Annotated in this window: 19 protein-coding genes; 12 read left to right on the forward strand and 7 right to left on the reverse strand. The window is 59.8% G+C overall.

The genetic code is table 11. The features are described 5' to 3' along the window. Position 1: 1 nt before the first annotated feature. The 3 genes from hycC to hycA all read right to left on the reverse strand — a co-directional run bounded on the left by hycC (position 2) and on the right by hycA (position 2,957). The gene (hycC, locus tag ACOTXI_RS14205) at positions 2-1,816 is read right to left on the reverse strand and encodes a formate hydrogenlyase subunit 3 (RefSeq protein ID WP_058653931.1); all 1,815 of its coding nucleotides are present in this window, start codon (positions 1,814-1,816) and stop codon (positions 2-4) included. Next, a complete protein-coding gene (locus ACOTXI_RS14210) occupies positions 1,813-2,421 on the reverse strand; it encodes a 4Fe-4S dicluster domain-containing protein (RefSeq protein WP_023294427.1) in 609 nt (202 codons plus the stop codon). The genes hycC and ACOTXI_RS14210 overlap by 4 nt, the downstream gene beginning before the upstream one ends. A gap of 71 nt (positions 2,422-2,492) precedes the next feature. Beyond that, a complete protein-coding gene (gene hycA / locus ACOTXI_RS14215; RefSeq protein WP_023294428.1) occupies positions 2,493-2,957 on the reverse strand; it encodes a formate hydrogenlyase regulator HycA in 465 nt (154 codons plus the stop codon). Between the two features lie 210 nt (positions 2,958-3,167). Between hycA and hypA the strand changes: the two genes are divergently transcribed. From hypA to ACOTXI_RS14265, 10 genes are all read left to right on the forward strand, one after another. Beyond that, positions 3,168-3,518: a hydrogenase maturation nickel metallochaperone HypA gene (gene hypA, locus ACOTXI_RS14220; RefSeq protein ID WP_008499580.1), complete on the forward strand. Its 351-nt coding sequence runs from the start codon at positions 3,168-3,170 to the stop codon at positions 3,516-3,518. A gap of 3 nt (positions 3,519-3,521) precedes the next feature. Beyond that, positions 3,522-4,385 carry a hydrogenase nickel incorporation protein HypB gene (gene hypB, locus ACOTXI_RS14225; protein WP_025912387.1) on the forward strand — a complete coding sequence of 288 codons (864 nt, stop codon included), beginning with the start codon at positions 3,522-3,524 and terminating at the stop codon, positions 4,383-4,385. Then, positions 4,376-4,648 carry a HypC/HybG/HupF family hydrogenase formation chaperone gene (locus ACOTXI_RS14230; protein WP_008499582.1) on the forward strand — a complete coding sequence of 91 codons (273 nt, stop codon included), beginning with the start codon at positions 4,376-4,378 and terminating at the stop codon, positions 4,646-4,648. Before hypB ends, ACOTXI_RS14230 begins: the two co-directional genes overlap by 10 nt. A gap of 2 nt (positions 4,649-4,650) precedes the next feature. After that, the gene (hypD, locus tag ACOTXI_RS14235; RefSeq protein ID WP_045418280.1) at positions 4,651-5,772 is read left to right on the forward strand and encodes a hydrogenase formation protein HypD; all 1,122 of its coding nucleotides are present in this window, start codon (positions 4,651-4,653) and stop codon (positions 5,770-5,772) included. Next, positions 5,769-6,779 carry a hydrogenase expression/formation protein HypE gene (gene hypE / locus ACOTXI_RS14240; protein ID WP_032653169.1) on the forward strand — a complete coding sequence of 337 codons (1,011 nt, stop codon included), beginning with the start codon at positions 5,769-5,771 and terminating at the stop codon, positions 6,777-6,779. The genes hypD and hypE overlap by 4 nt, the downstream gene beginning before the upstream one ends. 64 nt (positions 6,780-6,843) lie before the next feature. Continuing rightward, positions 6,844-8,916 carry a formate hydrogenlyase transcriptional activator FlhA gene (gene flhA / locus ACOTXI_RS14245; protein ID WP_021241929.1) on the forward strand — a complete coding sequence of 691 codons (2,073 nt, stop codon included), beginning with the start codon at positions 6,844-6,846 and terminating at the stop codon, positions 8,914-8,916. A 153-nt stretch (positions 8,917-9,069) separates the two neighbouring features. Then, on the forward strand, positions 9,070-10,068 hold the full coding sequence (locus ACOTXI_RS14250; RefSeq protein ID WP_023294434.1) for an ABC transporter substrate-binding protein: 999 nt from the start codon (positions 9,070-9,072) through the stop codon (positions 10,066-10,068). Continuing rightward, a complete protein-coding gene (locus tag ACOTXI_RS14255) occupies positions 10,068-11,105 on the forward strand; it encodes a FecCD family ABC transporter permease (protein ID WP_008499587.1) in 1,038 nt (345 codons plus the stop codon). The genes ACOTXI_RS14250 and ACOTXI_RS14255 overlap by 1 nt, the downstream gene beginning before the upstream one ends. Next, positions 11,105-11,866: an ABC transporter ATP-binding protein gene (locus ACOTXI_RS14260; protein WP_058653932.1), complete on the forward strand. Its 762-nt coding sequence runs from the start codon at positions 11,105-11,107 to the stop codon at positions 11,864-11,866. Before ACOTXI_RS14255 ends, ACOTXI_RS14260 begins: the two co-directional genes overlap by 1 nt. A 16-nt stretch (positions 11,867-11,882) precedes the next feature. Further along, a complete protein-coding gene (locus tag ACOTXI_RS14265; RefSeq protein WP_008499589.1) occupies positions 11,883-13,103 on the forward strand; it encodes an MDR family MFS transporter in 1,221 nt (406 codons plus the stop codon). Positions 13,104-13,108: 5 nt separating this feature from the next. Here the strand turns inward: ACOTXI_RS14265 and ACOTXI_RS14270 are convergent, their stop codons facing one another. Next, complete coding sequence (locus tag ACOTXI_RS14270) at positions 13,109-13,453, reverse strand: nitrous oxide-stimulated promoter family protein (protein WP_058653933.1); 345 nt, start codon at positions 13,451-13,453, stop codon at positions 13,109-13,111. 175 nt (positions 13,454-13,628) lie between these two features. Between ACOTXI_RS14270 and ACOTXI_RS14275 the strand changes: the two genes are divergently transcribed. Both ACOTXI_RS14275 and mutS read left to right on the forward strand, forming a co-directional pair. Further along, positions 13,629-13,859: a SymE family type I addiction module toxin gene (locus ACOTXI_RS14275; RefSeq protein WP_008499591.1), complete on the forward strand. Its 231-nt coding sequence runs from the start codon at positions 13,629-13,631 to the stop codon at positions 13,857-13,859. 113 nt (positions 13,860-13,972) lie between these two features. Continuing rightward, the gene (gene mutS, locus ACOTXI_RS14280) at positions 13,973-16,534 is read left to right on the forward strand and encodes a DNA mismatch repair protein MutS (protein WP_047748599.1); all 2,562 of its coding nucleotides are present in this window, start codon (positions 13,973-13,975) and stop codon (positions 16,532-16,534) included. 139 nt (positions 16,535-16,673) lie between these two features. On the opposite strand, the gene ACOTXI_RS14285 is transcribed toward mutS, so the two are convergent. From ACOTXI_RS14285 to ACOTXI_RS14295, 3 genes are read right to left on the reverse strand one after another with little or no spacing between them, the layout of a single operon-like run. Next, on the reverse strand, positions 16,674-16,895 hold the full coding sequence (locus ACOTXI_RS14285) for a non-oxidative hydroxyarylic acid decarboxylases subunit D (protein WP_003862116.1): 222 nt from the start codon (positions 16,893-16,895) through the stop codon (positions 16,674-16,676). 10 nt (positions 16,896-16,905) lie between these two features. Next, complete coding sequence (locus tag ACOTXI_RS14290; protein ID WP_008499594.1) at positions 16,906-18,333, reverse strand: non-oxidative hydroxyarylic acid decarboxylases subunit C; 1,428 nt, start codon at positions 18,331-18,333, stop codon at positions 16,906-16,908. Next, positions 18,323-18,925, reverse strand: a complete 603-nt coding sequence (locus ACOTXI_RS14295; RefSeq protein ID WP_008499595.1) for a non-oxidative hydroxyarylic acid decarboxylases subunit B — start codon at positions 18,923-18,925, stop codon at positions 18,323-18,325. Before ACOTXI_RS14295 ends, ACOTXI_RS14290 begins: the two co-directional genes overlap by 11 nt. Positions 18,926-19,000 lie beyond the last annotated feature (75 nt).

Consider the following 19,000-nt stretch of genomic DNA (forward strand, 5'->3'; position numbering starts at 1 on the left):
GTCAGGCTCCTCGTGAAATCACAATCACTACCAGCACCGCCAGCTCGATCAACGCCAGACGGCGGAACAGCGCGGGCGCGGCAGCGTTCTGCCAGCCGGGTACCCAGCCCACCGGGTTCAGCCAGTAGCGCAGCTTCAGCACGGCGGCGAAGTTCTCTTTCACCGGCATAGCAAAACCGTGGGCGGTGATGACCATCGACTGTTCGTGTTCATAGCCGCAGGCCCACGCGGCACCGCGCGAGCGGGAGGTGAGCCGGTCGCGTTTGAAGAACAGCATCAGCACGAACGGCAGCAGCGGCGCGGCAATCAGCAGCAGCGCGATCATCGGCTGGGAAACGACGGTGTGCGCCGTCTCAAGCTGCAGCGGAATGGCCTTGCCCAGCAGCGGCAGCAGCCACGGCGCGGCAACCCCGCCCGCAATGCAGCACAGCGCCAGCGCGACCACGCTTACGCCCATCAGTACCGGTGCGCAGCAGGCGTTCTCAGCCTCACGCGTACGCGGTGCGCCAAGGAAGGTCACGCCATAGACTTTCGCCATGCACATCACGGCCAGCGCCCCGGTAATCGCCAGCCCGACCGCCAGCAGCGGCCCCAGCAGGCGGGCGATAAACGCCTCGCTCTGACCGAGGGCGAAGAAGGACTGATAGATCACCCACTCCCCGGCAAAGCCGTTCAGCGGCGGCAGCGCGGCCATCGCCATCAGCCCGACCAGCATCGCTAGCGAAATCACCGGCATTTTTTTGCCAATCCCACCGAGCTTTTCGATATCCCGATGGCCGGTGCGGAACCAGACGCTGCCCGCCCCTAGGAACAGGGTGCTTTTAAACAAGCTGTGGTTGATCAGGTGATACAGACCGCCGATAAAGCCAGCGGCAATCAGCGCCGGTTGATTAAGCGCCAGCCCGGTCACGCCCGCGCCCATGCCGAGCAGGATGATGCCGATATTCTCCAGCGTGTGGTACGCCAGAAGACGCTGGATATTGTGCTCCATCAGCGCGTAGAGGCCGCCGATGAAGGCGGTGATCATGCCCGCAATCAGCAGCACCACGCCCCACCACAGCGGCGGCTGGCCGCCGGTCAGCGTCATCGCCAGAATCCCGAACAGACCGACCTTCATCACCACCACAGAAAACAGCGCGGCAGCGGGCGCGGAGGCATTCGCATGCGCCTGCGGCACCCAGCCGTGCAGCGGGATAATCCCGGCCAGCAGGCCAAAGCCGATCACACCCAGCAGCCAGACGTCATTGCCCAGCGGATGCCCGTTAAGCGCAGCGAACTCCAGCGTGCCGAAACGCTGCCACACCCGCCAGCAGGCCAGCGCCAGCAGCAGCGTCCCGAGGCGTCCCAGCGCAAACCACACTTTCCCGGAGGCGCTGCAGCCGGTCAGGAACACGCCGCAGAGCGCCATGATCTCCGCCATCACCACCAGCGCGCCGAGGTTGCTGGCGATCACGGTGCAGACCGCCGTCGCCATCAGCAGGTTCACCAGCAGGCCGTTGGCTTTGGCGTGCGGATGGCGGTGCCAGTCGATATTGAACAGGCTGATAAACAGCCCGCACAGGCCAAAGGTCACCAGCCAGATGGCGTTCAGCGGCGTAATCGCAACGGTGTGGCGAATCAGCGGCATCACGGCCTCTGCGGACTGCCCGCCGAGCAGGACAACTCCACCCGCCGCCAGTGTCATCAGGCTGCCGACCGCCCCGCCGATCCCGGCGATCCAGCCGCTCAGGGTTTTATGGAATGACAGAAGCCACGCCAGCACGGCGGCGGCGGCAAAGTACGCCACGGCGCTGGTAATCATCGTAATCGCGTTCATTTCACCCCCTCGTTGAGCGCCTGCAGAAGCGAAAGATCGCCGACGTCGGTATTAATGGTCAGCTCGCGCTTGCGCTTGCTGGTGCGGGCGATGTCGCGAATGTTCACCAGAATCAGCGCTTTGGTTGGACAGGTGCGCACGCAGGCCGGGCCCTGTTCATCGAAGCTGCACAGGTCGCACTTCACCGCCACGGCGCGGATGCCGGGCACCCAGTCCAGCAGCGTGCTGACGCGTGCAGGCGCCGGAGGCGCGGGCGGGGCTTTAGGCGAGTTGGCGTTGGCCGGAATATGCAGCGGGCGGCTGCCGGAGAATTCAATCGCACCGAACGGGCAGGCAATGCCGCACAGCTTGCAGCTTACGCACAGGCTTTCGTTCAGCTGGACTGCGCCATCCACGCGGGTGATGGCGTTCACGGGACAGACACCCGCGCAGGGGGCATCTTCACAGTGATGGCAGAGCTGCGGGGCAGACTCTTTTTCATTACGCATGACGTGCAGGCGCGGCATGGACTGTAGCCCATGCAGGCGATGCGTTTCCGAACACGCCGCCTCACAGGTTCGACAGCCAATACAGACCGTCGAGTCAGCAATTACAAAACGGTTCACCGGGTTATCCTCTGGTGATAGTCATTTTTGACGAAAAACTGTCTTGTCGACACTTCTCGACACACTAGGGGTCAGGCCACGTTCGCTGAGGTATTTCCGTCCATCAGCTGCTTCAGGTTGACCGGGAGATCGTGTTCAACGGCGGTGTACAGGCCGTTATAAACCGGGGCGATTTTTTCCAGATAGTGCTCCAGTACCTGCTGGCGATCGCGGTTGCTGACGTGGCCGTCCACCATGCCGTCAGCCATCAGCTGCGCCTTTGCAATACACTGTTTTTCACCGTCTTTTGTCTCGAGGTGGTACTCGATGGTGTGGCTATTGAAGTTATCCGCCAGGGTGACGTTGATGATGAAATGGCCGAAGAGGACAAAGCGCATATCGCCCTGCGCCGCACAGCTCATCGCGTGGTGAAGACGCGCTTTCGACAAGGTAATGCCCTGAACCAGAGAGTTGCAGTAAAGGTGCCACTGGTCCTGTAACTGCTGATGACGCTGCGCGATGTATTCCGCTTTTTCGCTGATTTCCCAAATAGTCATAAAAGGTATCCGTTTAATGGAGATAGCGGCTGTTAAGCAGATTCCATGCCAGTTTTTATGCTTATGATTTTAAATGAATTTAATTAAAAATTCGCTGTCAACATCGCGGTGTCGACGTGTCATTTCGACAGCGGTGACATCGACACGCCTTAACAAAAATCAAGCTGGCACTGTTATTGCATTACCGGGGCAATTCATTGAGGAGGCGTCATGCACGAAATCACCCTCTGCCAGCGGGCTCTGGAACTTATCGAACAGCAGGCTGTGCAAAACCACGCGAAACGCGTCACCGGCGTCTGGCTGAAGGTCGGGGCGTTTTCCTGCGTCGAGACCAGCGCCCTGACCTTCTGTTTTGAGCTGGTGTGCCGCGGCACGCTGGCGGAAGGCTGCGAACTGCATATTGAGGAGCAGCAGGCGGAGTGCTGGTGCGAACAGTGTCAGCAGTACGTCACCCTGCTCTCATCAAAGGTACAGCGCTGTCCGCAGTGTCAGAGCACCGGGCTGCGCATCGTGGCGGATGACGGCATGCAGATCCAACGCCTCGAAATCGAGAAGGAGTAAAGTATGTGTAGTACCTGCGGTTGCGCCGAAGGCAACCTGTATATAGAAGGGGATGAGCACCGTCCCCACTCCGCGTTTCGCTCCGCGCCCTTTTCCCCTGCCCCGCGCCCTGCGGCAGCCCTGACCGGCATTACCTTTGCGCCGCAGCGTTCCGACGCGGGCGACCTGCATTACGGCCACGGCGAAGCGGGTACCCACGCGCCGGGCATGAGCCAGCGCCAGATGCTGGACGTGGAAATCAACGTGCTGGACAAAAATAACCAGATCGCCGCCCGCAACCGCGCCCGCTTTGCCACCCGCAAACAGCTGGCGCTGAACCTGGTCTCCAGCCCAGGATCCGGTAAAACCACGCTGCTGACCGAAACGCTCAAACGCCTCAACGGGCGCGTCTCCTGCGCGGTGATCGAGGGCGACCAGCAAACGGTAAACGACGCGGCGCGCATCCGCGAAACCGGCACCCCGGCAATTCAGGTTAACACCGGCAAAGGCTGCCACCTGGATGCGCAGATGATTGCCGACGCCGCCCCGCGCCTGCCGCTGGCGGATAACGGCATCCTGTTTATTGAAAACGTCGGCAACCTGGTCTGCCCGGCGAGCTTCGATCTGGGTGAACGACACAAGGTGGCGGTGCTTTCGGTGACCGAAGGCGAAGACAAGCCGCTGAAATACCCCCACATGTTCGCCGCGGCATCCCTGATGCTGCTGAACAAAGTCGACCTGCTGCCGTACCTGAATTTCGACGTGGATAAGTGCCTGGCGTATGCCCGCGAAGTGAACCCGGAGATTGAGATCCTGCTGGTCTCCGCCACGCGCGGCGACGGCATGGACGGCTGGTTACGCTGGCTGGAGAACGAACGATGTGCATAGGCGTACCGGGACAAATCCATTCCCTCAACGGTAATCAGGCCAAAGTCGAGGTTTGCGGCATCCTGCGTGATGTAGACCTGACGCTGGTGGGCAGCACCGATGAAACGGGCGCGTCGCGTCTCGGCCAGTGGGTGCTGGTCCACGTGGGGTTTGCCATGAGCGTGATTAACGAAGCGGAAGCCCGCGACACGCTGGATGCGTTGCAAAACATGTTCGACGTGGAGCCGGACGTCGGCGCGCTGCTGTACGGCGAGGAGCGGTAATCATGCGTTACGTTGATGAATACCGCGCGCCGGAGCAGGTGCTGCAGCTTATCGGACACCTCAAAACGCGCGCGGCGCGGCTGGACTATACGAAAGAGAAACCGCTGCGGATCATGGAGGTGTGCGGCGGGCACACGCACGCGATCTTTAAATTTGGCCTCGACCAGCTGCTGCCGGAGAACATTGAGTTTATCCACGGCCCCGGCTGCCCGGTCTGCGTGCTGCCAATGGGACGCATCGACAGCTGTATCGAGATTGCCAGCCGGCCCGACGTCATATTCTGCACCTTTGGCGACGCGATGCGCGTGCCGGGGAAAAACGGCTCGCTGCTGCAGGCGAAAGCGCGCGGGGCGGACATCCGGATCGTCTATTCGCCGATGGATGCCCTGACGCTGGCAGCGGATAACCCCGCGCGCAAGGTGGTGTTTTTTGGCCTGGGGTTTGAAACCACCATGCCCGCCACCGCCATCACGCTGCAGCAGGCGAAAGCGCGCGGCGTCGATAACTTTTTCTTCTTCTGCCAGCACATTACGCTCATCCCCACCCTGCGCAGCCTGCTGGAAGCGCCAGGCAACGGCATTGACGCCTTTCTGGCACCGGGCCACGTCAGCATGGTGATTGGCACAGACGCCTACGGTTTTATCGCTGAACAGTACAATCGTCCGTTAGTGGTCGCTGGTTTCGAACCACTTGATCTACTGCAAGGTGTCACCATGCTGGTTGAGCAGAAAATAGCGGCCCTGAGCGCGGTCGAAAACCAGTACCGCCGCGTGGTGCCGGATGCCGGCAATGAACGGGCTCAGCGTGCCATTGCGGAGGTGTTCAGCGTCGAAGGCGACAGCGAGTGGCGAGGACTGGGGCTGATTGCCGAATCCGGCGTGCGCCTGACGCCAGCCTATCGCGCGTTCGACGCCGAAGCGCATTTCCGCCCGCAGCCGCAGCAGGTTTGCGACGATCCCCGGGCCCGCTGTGGCGAGGTGCTCACCGGCAAATGCAAACCGCATCAGTGCCCGTTATTTGGCAATACCTGTAACCCGCAAACGGCGTTTGGCGCGCTGATGGTCTCCTCCGAAGGGGCATGCGCCGCGTGGTATCAATATCGCAACCAGGAGTGTGAAGCATGAACACGGTGGAAATGGCGCACGGAAGCGGTGGACAGGCGATGCAGCAGCTGATTAACCGGCTGTTCATGGAGGCCTTTAACAACCCCTGGCTCGCCGAGCAGGAAGACCAGGCGCGCATTGACCTCGCCACCCTCACCGCCCAGGGCGACCGGCTGGCCTTCTCCACCGACAGCTATGTCATCGATCCGCTGTTCTTTCCCGGCGGCGATATCGGCAAGCTCGCCGTCTGCGGCACGGCCAACGACGTGGCCGTCAGCGGCGCCATTCCCCGCTACCTCTCCTGCGGATTCATCCTCGAAGAGGGTCTGCCAATGGAGACGCTCACGGCGGTGGTGAACAGCATGGCACACACCGCGCGCGAGGCGGGTATCGCTATCGTCACCGGGGACACCAAAGTGGTCCAGCGCGGTGCGGCCGATAAGCTGTTTATCAACACCGCGGGGATGGGGGCAATACCCGCCAACATTCACTGGGGCGCACAGCGGCTTAGCGCGGGCGACGTGCTGCTGGTAACCGGCACGCTGGGCTGCCACGGAGCGACTATCCTTAACCTGCGCGAAGGCTTAGGGCTGGACGGTGAACTGCGCAGCGACTGCGCGGTGCTCACCCCGCTGATTCAGACGCTGTGTGCTATTCCCGGCGTGAAGGCCTTGCGCGATGCCACCCGCGGCGGGGTGAATGCGGTGGTTCACGAATTCGCCGCAAGCAGCGGGTGCGGAATTGAACTGACCGAGCGTGGCCTGCCTGTAAAAGCTGCCGTGCGCGGGCTGTGCGAACTATTGGGACTTGACCCACTGAACTTTGCTAACGAAGGCAAGCTGGTGATCGGCGTGGAACGCGCGGCGGCGGAAGCCGTTCTTGCAGAGCTGCGCGCGCATCCATTAGGGAAAGAGGCCGCCATCATTGGCGAAGTGGTTGAGCGCAAGGGGGTGCGCCTGACCGGACTTTACGGCGTGAAGCGCACGCTGGACCTGCCGCACGCGGAACCGTTACCCCGAATTTGCTAGAGCCGCGCCATAAGCGGTCAGCACTGAATGTCTCTTTTTTGCCAGTTTCTATTGGAAAGCAATAATGCCGTATACACCGATGAGCGATCTTGGACAGCAGGGCCTGTTTGATATCACGCGCACACTTTTACAGCAGCCCGATCTCGGCGCGCTGAGCGATGCCCTGACGCGGTTGGTCAGGCAATCAGCGCTGGCCGACAGCGCGGCGATTGTACTGTGGCATAGCGGAACGCACCGCGCGAGCTACTATTCAACGCGCGATAATGGCAAAACGTTTGAGTACGAAGACGAAACGTATCTCGCGCATGGCCCGGTGCGCCGTATTCTCTCCCGTCCGGAAGCGCTGCACTGCAACTTTGAGGAGTTCCGCACGGCGTGGCCGCGGCTCGCGGAGAGCAACCTCTACCAGCCGTTCGGCCACTACAGCATGCTGCCGCTCGCGGCGGAGGGACATATTTTTGGTGGCTGCGAGTTTATTCGCACGACTGACCAGCCCTGGAGCGAGGCGGAATACGAGCGTCTGCACACCTTTACCCAGATTGTGGCCGTCGTCGCGGAGCAGATCCAAAGCCGCGTGACCAATAACGTGGATTACGACCTGCTGAGCCGCGAGCGCGACAACTTCCGCATTCTGGTCGCCATCACCAACGCCGTGCTGTCGCGCCTTGATATGGACGAGCTGGTCAGCGAAGTGTCGAAAGAGATCCACCACTATTTCAAAATCGATGCCATCAGCATCGCGCTGCGCGGCCATCGCAAGGGCAAGCTGAACATCTACTCCACGCATTATCTGGATGAAGCCAACCCGGCGCACGAGCAGAGCGAAGTGGACGAAGCGGGCACCCTTTCTGAGCGGGTATTTAAAAGCAAAGAGATCCTGCTGCTCAACCTGAGCGAGCAGGACCCGGTGGCACCGTACGAGCGGATGCTGTTTAACACCTGGGGCAACAAGATTCAGACCCTGTGCCTGCTTCCCCTGATGTCCGGCAACACCATGCTGGGGGTGCTGAAGCTGGCGCAGTGTGATGAAGCCGTGTTTACCACCGCCAACCTGAAGCTGCTGCGCCAGATCGCCGAGCGTATCTCCATCGCGCTGGATAACGCCCTCGCCTATCAGGAGATCCACCGCCTGAAAGAGCGGCTGGTGGATGAGAACCTGGCCCTGACCGAACAGCTCAACAACGTGGACAGCGAGTTTGGTGAAATCATCGGGCGCAGCGACGCCATGTACAGCGTGCTCAAGCAGGTTGAGATGGTGGCGCAAAGCGACAGCACGGTGCTGATCCTGGGCGAAACCGGTACGGGTAAAGAGCTGATTGCCCGCGCCATCCACAACCTGAGCAACCGCAACAGCCGTCGGATGGTGAAGATGAACTGCGCGGCGATGCCTGCAGGCCTTCTGGAAAGCGACCTGTTCGGCCACGAGCGCGGTGCATTCACCGGGGCCAGCAGCCAGCGGCTGGGCCGTTTTGAGCTGGCGGACAAGAGCTCGCTGTTTCTCGACGAAGTGGGCGATATGCCGCTGGAGCTACAGCCGAAACTGCTGCGCGTTCTGCAGGAGCAGGAGTTTGAACGTCTTGGCAGCAACAAGCTTATCCAGACTGACGTGCGGCTGATTGCCGCCACCAACCGCGACCTGAAAAAAATGGTCGCCGACCGCGAGTTTCGCAGCGATCTCTACTATCGCCTGAACGTCTTCCCGATCTTCCTGCCGCCGCTGCGCGAGCGCCCGGAAGATATTCCCCTGCTGGTCAAAGCGTTTACCGCCAAGATCGCGCGTCGGATGGGGCGAAACATCGACAGCATTCCTGCCGAGACGTTACGTACCCTTTCATCAATGGAGTGGCCCGGCAACGTGCGCGAGCTGGAAAACGTCATCGAGCGTGCGGTGCTGCTGACGCGTGGCAATGTGCTGCAGCTCTCCTTGCCTGAAGTGACGCTGCCTGACGTGACCGTGCCCGCCGCCGAGACGGCGAAAGAGGGAGAAGATGAATATCAGCTCATTATGCGCGTACTCAAAGAGACCAACGGCGTGGTCGCCGGGCCAAAAGGTGCCGCCCAGCGTTTAGGGTTAAAACGCACTACCCTGCTGTCGCGCATGAAGCGTCTCGGGATCGATAAAGAGAGCCTGGTTTAAGCCCCCAATCCGGCGGTGTTTTTCTGGCACCGCCTTTCGTTACCCTGCGCAATTGTCCCTCATTGACACAAAATCGTTTCCTCTGTATAAAATTCCGCCTTAATAATGAGTTTCATTTGCATCAATAATAATATTAATCAAGGGTAGCGTTTCATGAAGAAGGTCATCTGCGCGTTAGGCCTGGCGGTTGCGTCGGTCAGTTCTGCTCTGGCAACCACATATCCTCTGACGATTGAAAACTGTGGCTATAAAGAGACATTCACCAAAGCGCCGGAACGCGTCGTGGCTCTGGGTCAGAATACTGTCGAAATTCTGCTCCTGCTGGGGCTGGAAGATAAGGTGAAGGCCAGCGCCTTCTGGCCGACGAAAGTGCTGCCGCAGCTGGCGGAACAGAACGCAAAAATCAAAACCCTGACGGTCGAAATCCCTACCCTTGAATCCGTGCTTGCGCAAAATCCCGACTTTGTCCCCGCGCAGTCACCGCTGCTGCTGGGGCCAGAAAGCAAGGTCGCAAAACGCGACGATCTGATGACCCTGGGCGTGAACAGCTACGTGTCCCCGGGCATGTGTGCGACCAAAAAAGCCACCGGCGATATGTACGGCAGCCGCCAGAAACTGTGGGATATGACGTATCTCTATCAGGAGATTGAGGATTTCGCCAAAATCTTTAACGTTGAAGACCGCGGTCAGGCCGTGATTGCCGATTTCAAAAAACGTGAGGCCGACTTGCGTAAGGAATTCGGCAAGAACAAAAAAGACCTATCGTTTGTTTTCTGGTTCTCCAGCTCCTCCCCCTCTGCGGACGCCTACGTAGGCGGTAAAAATAGCCCCTCCGGGTTTATCGCCAGCCTGATGGGCGGGCATAACGCCATCACCTCAGAGACCGAATGGCCAACCGTGGGCTGGGAAAGCATTATTGCCGCCAATCCGGATGTGATTGTGGTCTCGAGCCTGGATCGCAACCGCTGGGCGCTGGATAACGCGGAAGAGAAAATCAAATTCCTGAAAAGCGATCCGGCCGTCAGCCAGCTGGACGCGGTGAAAAAAGGCCATATCGTGGTGATGGACGGTCAGGCCATGAACCCGACAATTCGCACGATTTACGGGGCTGAGCAGGTTGGCGAACAGCTCAGAAAACTGGGGCTGCACTGATGACCACCGCTGTCCTTCAGGCCAGGCAGAGCCTGGTTCTGACGACCTCGTGTTTGCTCGCCTTTGTCCTGCTATTTCTGGTTATCGCGCTGAGCGTCAGCGTCGGCGAGCTGTCCATCCCGCTGGATAACGTGTTTTACGCCATCAGCAATAAAATGGGGCTCACCGATGTTCCGCTCACTCGCATCTATGAGAGCGTGATCTGGGACTTCCGCCTGAGCCGCGCGCTGGTGGCGGCCTGCTGCGGCGCAGGTCTGGCCATCTGCGGGGCCGTATTGCAGAGCCTGCTGAAGAACGCGCTGGCGGAACCCTACGTGCTCGGCGTGTCCGCGGGCGCATCGACCGGGGCGGTTTCTGTCGTCGTGTTGGGGATCGGCACCGGTGCGGTGTCGCTCTCTGCCGGAGCCTTTGCCGGGGCGTTCGCCGCGTTTGCGTTTGTCGCGTTTCTGACGAACGGGGCGCGCGGCGGGAATGAACGTACGATTCTGGCAGGCGTCGCCGCCTCACAGCTTTTTAACGCCATTACCGCCTACACCATTAGCACCTCCGCCAGTGCCCAGCAGGCGCGCGACGTGATGTTCTGGCTGCTGGGCAGCTTCAGCGGCGTGCGCTGGCCTGAATTCCAGCTGGCACTGGTCGTGGTGCTGATTGGGTTAGCCGTGTGCCTCTACTATTCCCGGGCGCTGGATGCCTTTACGTTCGGCGATGACGCCGCGGCGTCGCTGGGCATTGCTGTCCCCTGGGTGCGCCTGGCGCTCTTTACCACCACCGCGCTGATTACCGCAACCATCGTCAGCATGGCGGGCTCAATCGGCTTTGTCGGGCTGGTGGTGCCGCACGTCATGCGTTTCCTGTTCGGGCCGCTGCACCGCACGCTGCTGATTGCCAGCGCGCTGGCAGGCGCGATCCTGATGGTGCTGGCAGACATTGCCTCGCGCATGCTGATTGCGCCGCAAAGCCTGCCCGTCGGCGTGGTCACCGCGCTGGTTGGCGTTCCGTTCTTTGCCGTGATTATCTACCGCTCAAGGAATAAGTGATGAGCATCTGCGCTGAAAATATTACCTGGAAGGTCGGCAAAAAAGTCATCGTTAATGACGTCTCGCTGAAGGTTTCCCGGGGCGAAACGGTAGGACTGCTTGGCCCTAACGGCTGCGGTAAATCGTCTCTTTTACGTATCCTCGCGGGGCTGCGTCGCCCGGATGCGGGCTGTGTGACGCTGGACGGCCAGGACATCTCTCGTATTGCCAAAAAGCTGCTGGCCCGCCGGGTCGCCTTCGTGGAGCAGCACGGCATGACTGACGCCAACATGCGCGTGCGCGACGTGGTCAAACTCGGGCGGATTCCGCACCACTCCGCCTTTTCCAACTGGAGCACGCACGATGACGAAACCGTCACCGCCGCTCTGCAGCGCGTGGATATGCTGGATAAAAGCGACCAGGGGTGGCTGAGCCTCTCCGGCGGTGAGCGCCAGCGCGTCCACATTGCCCGCGCGCTGGCCCAGACCCCGACGGAAATCCTGCTGGATGAACCGACCAACCACCTGGACATTCATCATCAGATGCAGCTGATGCAGTTAATCAGCGAATTACCGGTCACCAGCATTGTCGCCATCCACGATCTCAACCACGCCTCGATGTTCTGCGACTCGCTGATTGTGATGCAGAAAGGGCAAATTGTGGCGACGGGAACACCGCAGGACATCCTGTCCGAGTCGCTGCTCTGGGACGTCTTCCGGGTCAAAACCAAAATTGAGATCTCACCGTTCCATGGCAAAAAGCACATTCACTTTATCGTTTAGGGGCGAGTGAACAACGATGCCCCTTCGCCCTGCCACCACGCTCTGGCCCCCCGTTTTACTGGGTAGCCAGTTTGTTTTTAACATCGGCTTTTACGCCGTTGTCCCCTTCCTGGCGATATTCCTGCGCGACGATATGCTGCTCTCCGGCGGGCTGATCGGGCTGATCCTCGGCCTGCGCACGTTCTCTCAGCAGGGGATGTTTATCGTCGGCGGCGCGCTCTCGGACCGGTTTGGCGCGAAAATCGTTATCCTGAGCGGGTGCATTATTCGCGTCGCGGGGTATCTGCTGCTGGCGCTTGGAGAATCGCTGTGGCCGATTATTCTGGGCGCGTGCCTGACGGGGGTGGGCGGCGCGCTGTTTTCTCCCTCTATTGAGGCATTGCTGGCGAAAGCGGGCACGCACAGCGAGGCGAAAGGTAAACGGAGCCGGGCGGAGTGGTTCGCGCTCTTTGCGGTCTGCGGGGAACTCGGTGCGGTACTGGGCCCGGTTGCCGGCGCCCTGCTCACCGGCCTGGGCTTTCGCCAGGTGGCGCTGGCGGGCGCTGGCGTCTTTCTCGTTGCGCTGGTGGTTCTCTACTTTTGCCTGCCCGCGTCACGCCACGCTGCGCGGACGCTAAAACTCGTTCCCTGGTGGACGACCTTTCGCCAGCCCCGCTTTGTCGCCTTTATCATTGCCTATAGCTCGTGGCTTTTAAGCTATAACCAGCTCTATCTGGCGCTGCCGGTAGAGATCCAGCGCGCCGGCGGTAACGAGAAAGATCTCGGCCCGCTTTTTATGCTGGCCTCTGTACTGATTGTTGCTTTACAGCTGCCGCTGGCGCGTTTCGCCCGGCGCGTGGGCGCGGTGAGGATCCTGCCGGTGGGCTTTTTATTCCTCTCCGCCGCCTTTGCAAGCGTGGCAATGTTTGCGCCGACGGCACCGCCTGAGGGCTGGCTTCGCCTGCTGCCGTCGGTCTGTTTCGTGACGCTGTTGACGCTGGGACAGATGCTGCTGGTACCCTCAGCTAAGGACCTGGTCCCCCGGTTTGCCGAGGAGTCCACGCTGGGGGCGCACTACGGCGCACTCGCCACCGCCGGAGGCATTGCGGTACTGGCCGGAAATTTGCTGTTTGGCAGCCTGCTGGATCGCGCGCTGGTGCCCTCAACGCAGGCGATGCTCCCCTGGCTGCTGCTGGCCCTCTTCCCTCTCTGCAGCGCGCTGGCCCTTAACGTGATTTGCCGCCCGCTCAGAAGCTGAACCGGTCACTTTTTCGGACGATACTTTTCCGGCAGTTCCGGTACGGGACGACGGTCATCCATCAGATGGCGGACGGTCAGAATGGGGTGACGCCAGAGCATTCGCGGGCCTGCCCAGCGCATAATCTGCTTCATCTCTTCGCGTTTTGCAGGCTGGTAGCAGTGGACCGGACACTGTTTACAGGCGGGCTTTTCCTCCCCGAAAACGCATTTATCCAGACGCTTATCGGCATAGGCATTTAGCGCCTGATAGTGCCCCTCTTCCACAGAGGCTTGAGGACACTGCTTCTGATACAGCGCGATCATTTTCGCGATGGTGTCTTTTTCGCGTGAAATTCGTTTACCGGACATAGCGACTTACCGAACAATAAAGTGCAAAAATAATACACCTTTCAATGCGGGATTTCAGTTATTGCATGTCGTTTTCTGAAGCCTGATTCCAGTTTTAGCCCTGCAAGGCCCAACCATCACTGGTATTTTATACAGGCATCAGTAATGACTTTTATCCGTGTTGTCGGGAGACCCTATGCAAGAACTCGCTATCAACAAACCCTATCGCCATTTAACAGTGGGATATTTCAGAAAGCGCCATGAAGACCGCAATACCAAGATACCGAAGCGCTACAGCGTGCATGCGGCACTGAGCTTAAAAGGAGACTGGCTTGAAAAGGCAGGGTTTACCACCCACTCCCGGGTGCGAGTGGGCGTAGAGCATGGAAAAATCGTCATTGAGCTCATGTCGGAAGATGCCTCGTAAAGCGGCGACATTTTTCTGCGCCGTACCTTTTTTTCATGCGACAATAGAAGGAACAAACGGCCACTGAGCCGCTCAAAACGGTTTATATTCAAAGAAATGGACATCATAACTCCATGAGCACACTCGACAATTTCGACGCACATACGCCGATGATGCAGCAGTATCTGAAGCTGAAGGCACAGCATCCGGAAATCCTGCTGTTCTATCGTATGGGCGATTTTTACGAGCTGTTTTATGACGATGCCAAACGCGCATCGCAGCTGCTCGACATCTCGCTGACCAAACGGGGCGCATCGGCTGGTGAACCCATTCCAATGGCCGGTATTCCGCACCACGCGGTAGAAAACTACCTGGCGAAACTGGTGAATCAGGGTGAGTCTGTTGCCATCTGCGAACAGATCGGCGACCCCGCAACCTCAAAAGGTCCGGTGGAACGCAAGGTCGTGCGCATCGTCACGCCGGGCACCATCAGTGATGAAGCCCTGCTTCAGGAGCGCCAGGATAACCTGCTGGCCGCGCTGTGGCAGGACGGCAAAGGCTTTGGCTACGCGACGCTGGACATCAGCTCCGGGCGTTTTCGTCTGAGTGAACCGGCCGATCGTGAAACGATGGCTGCCGAACTGCAGCGCACCAACCCGGCAGAACTGCTCTACGCCGAAGATTTCGCCGAAATGGCGCTGATTGAAGGTCGTCGCGGGCTGCGCCGCCGTCCACTGTGGGAATTCGAAATTGATACCGCGCGCCAGCAGCTGAATCTGCAGTTTGGCACCCGCGATCTGATTGGCTTTGGCGTTGAAAATGCCCCGCGCGGGCTGTGTGCGGCAGGTTGCCTCCTGCAGTACGTAAAAGATACCCAGCGCACCGCCCTGCCGCATATCCGCTCTATCACCATGGAGCGCCAGCAGGACAGCATCATCATGGATGCCGCCACGCGCCGTAACCTGGAGATCACCCAGAACCTGGCGGGCGGCGTAGAAAATACGCTCGCGTCGGTCCTCGACAATACGGTAACGCCAATGGGCAGCCGTATGCTGAAACGCTGGCTGCATATGCCGATTCGCGATACCGCTACGCTGGTTTGCCGTCAGCAGACGATTGCCGCCCTGCAGGATCGCTATACCGAGCTGCAGCCGGTCCTGCGTCAGGTGGGCGATCTGGAACGTATCCTGGCCCGTCTGGCGCTGCGCACGGCGCGACCGCGCGATCTGGCGCGGATGCGTCATGCTTTCCAGCAGCTGCCGGAACTGCGTGCGCAGCTGAGCGACGTTGACAGCGCGCCGGTACAGAAACTCCGCGAAACCATGGGCGAATTTACCGAACTCCGCGAGCTGCTTGAACGCGCCATTATTGATGCGCCTCCGGTTCTCGTGCGTGATGGCGGCGTGATTGCCCCGGGCTACAACGAGGAGCTGGACGAATGGCGCGCGCTGGCCGACGGCGCGACGGACTACCTTGATAAGCTGGAGATCCGCGAGCGCGAGCGTCTTGGTCTCGACACCCTGAAGGTGGGGTATAACGCGGTTCACGGTTACTACATTCAAATCAGCCGCGGGCAGAGCCACCTGGCGCCGATTCACTACGTGCGCCGCCAGACGTTGAAAAACGCTGAACGCTACATCATTCCCGAGCTGAAAGAGTACGAGGACAAAGTTCTCACCTCGAAAGGCAAAGCGTTGGCGCTGGAAAAACAGCTCTATGAAGAGCTGTTTGACATGCTGATGCCACACCTGGCCGACCTGCAGCTGAGCGCCAGCGCGCTGGCGGAACTGGACGTGCTGGTGAACCTGGCCGAACGCGCGGAAACGCTGAACTACACCTGCCCGACCTTTACCGACAAGCCCGGTATTCGCATTACCGAAGGCCGTCACCCGGTGGTCGAGCGGGTGCTGAACGAACCGTTCATCGCCAACCCGCTGAGCCTGTCGCCGCAGCGAAGAATGCTGATCATTACCGGTCCGAACATGGGCGGTAAGAGTACCTATATGCGTCAGACGGCGCTGATTGCCCTGCTTGCCTATATCGGCAGCTACGTTCCGGCGCAAAACGTGGAGATTGGCCCCATCGACCGTATCTTTACCCGCGTCGGGGCAGCGGACGATCTGGCGAGCGGCCGCTCAACCTTCATGGTCGAGATGACCGAAACGGCTAACATTCTGCATAATGCGACGGAGCACAGCCTGGTGCTGATGGACGAAGTCGGACGCGGAACGTCAACCTACGATGGTCTGTCGCTGGCCTGGGCCTGTGCGGAAAGCCTCGCGAATAAAATCAAGGCCATGACGCTGTTCGCCACCCACTACTTCGAGTTGACGCAGTTGCCGGAGAAAATGGAAGGCGTGGCTAACGTCCACCTTGATGCGCTGGAGCACGGCGACACCATCGCCTTTATGCATACGGTGCAGGATGGCGCGGCAAGCAAGAGCTATGGTCTGGCCGTTGCGGCGCTGGCCGGTGTACCGAAAGAGGTGATCAAGCGCGCGCGTCAGAAACTGCGTGAGCTGGAAAGCCTGTCACCGAATGCGGCGGCGACGCAGATCGATGGTACGCAGATGTCGCTGCTGGTGCCAGCGGAAGAGACATCGCCTGCCGTGGAAGCGCTGGAGAATCTCGATCCGGATTCCCTGACGCCGCGTCAGGCGCTGGAGTGGATTTATCGGTTGAAGAGTCTGGTTTAGTTTTCTGCGGTCTTTGCCCGGTGGCGCTGCGCTTACCGGGCCTACGAATTTTGTAGGCCGGGTAAGGCGAAGCCGCCACCCGGCAAAACAGACCGCACAATATTATCGCTCGGTAAGCGCAGCGCCACCGGGCTTTTTTTTAGAGCAGCGGCGGGATTGTCGGCACCTGCGGCGCCTCGTCAATATCCTTCTGCGTCATGCGGAACGCTTCCGGGTAATGCTCGCGGCTGGTACGGCGCAGCGGTTCGGTATCGCGCCAGGTATACAGACAATGCTGGCACTGGTAAACGGTCCAGACCCCTTTCACCGGTGACGTCGCCATCACTTCAATATGCTCATCGGCACAACGTGGACAAATCATCTTTTCCTCCTTATTGGCGTGCAGCCAGCATCGCGGTCAGTTTTTCAGCCCAGGCTTTGGTTTCGGGAAGATCCTGAACCGGCTGGCTATAGTGGCCCCGGGTGTCCGGTGCGACAGGCGTGGTCGCATCAATAATCAGTTTGTCGGTAATACCCGCCGGACTGGATCCCGGATCGAGTTCAAGCACCGACATGTTTGGCAGCTGCACCAGATCGCCTGCCGGGTTGACCTTCGATGACAGCGCCCACATCACCTGCGGAAGGTTGAACGGATCGACATCCTCATCCACCATGATCACCATCTTCACGTAGCCCAGGCCGTGCGGCGTGGTCATGGCGCGCAAGCCAACCGCGCGGGCGAAGCCGCCGTAACGCTTTTTGGTGGAGATGATCGCCAGCAGACCGTGGGTGTACATCGCGTTTACCGCCTGTACTTCCGGGAACTCCGCTTTCAGCTGCTGGTAGAGCGGCACGCAGGTGGCTGGCCCCATCAGATAATCAATCTCGGTCCATGGCATGCCGAGGTAAAGGGATTCGAAAATCGGTTTGGTGCGGTAAGAAACTTTGTCGATACGGACAACCGTCATGTTACGGCCACCGGAGTAGTGCCCGGTAAACTCGCCGAACGGCCCTTCAATTTCGCGCTTACGGCCTTCAATCACCCCTTCAAGGATCACTTCAGAACCCCACGGCACGTCAAAGCCGGTCAGCGGCGCGGTGGCAATCGGGTACGGGCTTTCACGGAGCGCGCCGGCCATTTCATATTCCGACTGATCGTATTTCAGCGGCGTCGCGCCCATCAGGGTGATGATCGGGTCGTTGCCCAGCGTAATCGCAATCGGCAGGTCTTCGCCGCGCTCTTCCGCTTTGTGCAGATGCAGAGCGATATCGTGCATCGGCACCGGCTGCAGGCCGAGCTTGCGCTTGCCCTTCACTTCCATGCGGTAGATGCCAACGTTCTGCTTGCCGAAGTTATCCGGGTCGAGCGGATCGCGCGAGACAACGCACGCTTTGTCGAGATAAAAACCACCGTCCCCGTCGTTCAGGCGGAACAGCGGCAGGATGTCGAACAGGTTAATGTCTTCACCGTCCACCGTATTCTGCGCCCAGGCCGGGTTGGCGCGGCGCTCTGGCGCAATCGGGAATTTATCCCAGCGGCGAATAAACTCGTCGATCTGCTTTTTCACCGGCGTGTTCGCAGGCAGCCCCATCGAAATAGCGTGATTTTGCCAGGAGCCGATGGTGTTCATCACCACGCGAGCATCGGTAAAGCCGCGAATATTGTCAAACCACAGCGCGGGCGCGCCGTCACCGATGCGGCCGGTCGCGTTGGCTGCCGCCGCCAGATCCGGCTCGGCGTTTACCTCTTCCTCAATTTTCAGCAGTTGCCCTTGCTCATCGAGCGCCTGCAGGAAGCTTCTCAGATCATCAAATGCCATCTTTATTCTCCTGTGAAAAATGTTTCGCCTCTCGCAACCCGTTCCAGCGACGCGCCTTTTTATGCTCCAGGCCAAACTGGTCGAGCACGCGGGTCACAATATGCTGGGTAATGTCATCGGCGGTTTGCGGGTGGTTGTAGTACGCAGGCATGGGCGGCACCATCGCCACGCCCATGCGGGAGAGCGCCAGCATGTTCTCCAGATGAATGGTGCTGAGCGGCGTTTCACGGGGCACCAGCACCAGCTTACGCCCCTCTTTCAGCACCACATCCGCCGCACGGCCCACCAGCCCTTCGGCATAGCCCGCGCGGATCCCGGCCAGCGTTTTCATGCTGCAGGGAATGACGATCATGCCGTCGGTACGAAACGAGCCGGAGGAGATGGTGGCGGCCTGGTCAGCCGGGCTGTGAACGACGTCAGCCAGGGCAGCTACGTCCTGGGCGGTGTAAGGCGTTTCCAGCTCAATGGTGGTTTTTGCCCACTTAGACATCACCAGATGCGTCTCTACTTCCGGCATTTCCCGCAGCGCCTGCAGCAGCGCCACGCCCAGCGGAGCACCCGTCGCCCCCGTCATTCCCACGATCAATCTCATTCATCACCTCAATCAATTTGTTCGTGTACGAACATTGTAGGTAAACTACTCCCGGATTGTTTTTCTGACAAGATT

Origin of the sequence: Enterobacter cloacae complex sp. BZL2005, from assembly GCF_049238885.1 — a bacterium.
In the GTDB taxonomy this organism is placed as follows: Bacteria; Pseudomonadota; Gammaproteobacteria; order Enterobacterales; family Enterobacteriaceae; genus Enterobacter; species Enterobacter roggenkampii.

What these genes read in the sequence shown, in the direction of transcription:
- hycC (WP_058653931.1), bottom strand. Translation starts at nt 1,816, where the DNA reads ATGAACGCGATTACGATGATTACCAGCGCCGTGGCGTACTTTGCCGCC.
- hycA (WP_023294428.1), bottom strand. Translation starts at nt 2,957, where the DNA reads ATGACTATTTGGGAAATCAGCGAAAAAGCGGAATACATCGCGCAGCGT.
- hypA (WP_008499580.1), top strand. Translation starts at nt 3,168, where the DNA reads ATGCACGAAATCACCCTCTGCCAGCGGGCTCTGGAACTTATCGAACAG.
- hypB (WP_025912387.1), top strand. Translation starts at nt 3,522, where the DNA reads ATGTGTAGTACCTGCGGTTGCGCCGAAGGCAACCTGTATATAGAAGGG.
- ACOTXI_RS14230 (WP_008499582.1), top strand. Translation starts at nt 4,376, where the DNA reads ATGTGCATAGGCGTACCGGGACAAATCCATTCCCTCAACGGTAATCAG.
- hypD (WP_045418280.1), top strand. Translation starts at nt 4,651, where the DNA reads ATGCGTTACGTTGATGAATACCGCGCGCCGGAGCAGGTGCTGCAGCTT.
- hypE (WP_032653169.1), top strand. Translation starts at nt 5,769, where the DNA reads ATGAACACGGTGGAAATGGCGCACGGAAGCGGTGGACAGGCGATGCAG.
- flhA (WP_021241929.1), top strand. Translation starts at nt 6,844, where the DNA reads ATGCCGTATACACCGATGAGCGATCTTGGACAGCAGGGCCTGTTTGAT.
- ACOTXI_RS14250 (WP_023294434.1), top strand. Translation starts at nt 9,070, where the DNA reads ATGAAGAAGGTCATCTGCGCGTTAGGCCTGGCGGTTGCGTCGGTCAGT.
- ACOTXI_RS14255 (WP_008499587.1), top strand. Translation starts at nt 10,068, where the DNA reads ATGACCACCGCTGTCCTTCAGGCCAGGCAGAGCCTGGTTCTGACGACC.
- ACOTXI_RS14260 (WP_058653932.1), top strand. Translation starts at nt 11,105, where the DNA reads ATGAGCATCTGCGCTGAAAATATTACCTGGAAGGTCGGCAAAAAAGTC.
- ACOTXI_RS14265 (WP_008499589.1), top strand. Translation starts at nt 11,883, where the DNA reads ATGCCCCTTCGCCCTGCCACCACGCTCTGGCCCCCCGTTTTACTGGGT.
- ACOTXI_RS14270 (WP_058653933.1), bottom strand. Translation starts at nt 13,453, where the DNA reads ATGTCCGGTAAACGAATTTCACGCGAAAAAGACACCATCGCGAAAATG.
- ACOTXI_RS14275 (WP_008499591.1), top strand. Translation starts at nt 13,629, where the DNA reads ATGCAAGAACTCGCTATCAACAAACCCTATCGCCATTTAACAGTGGGA.
- mutS (WP_047748599.1), top strand. Translation starts at nt 13,973, where the DNA reads ATGAGCACACTCGACAATTTCGACGCACATACGCCGATGATGCAGCAG.
- ACOTXI_RS14285 (WP_003862116.1), bottom strand. Translation starts at nt 16,895, where the DNA reads ATGATTTGTCCACGTTGTGCCGATGAGCATATTGAAGTGATGGCGACG.
- ACOTXI_RS14290 (WP_008499594.1), bottom strand. Translation starts at nt 18,333, where the DNA reads ATGGCATTTGATGATCTGAGAAGCTTCCTGCAGGCGCTCGATGAGCAA.
- ACOTXI_RS14295 (WP_008499595.1), bottom strand. Translation starts at nt 18,925, where the DNA reads ATGAGATTGATCGTGGGAATGACGGGGGCGACGGGTGCTCCGCTGGGC.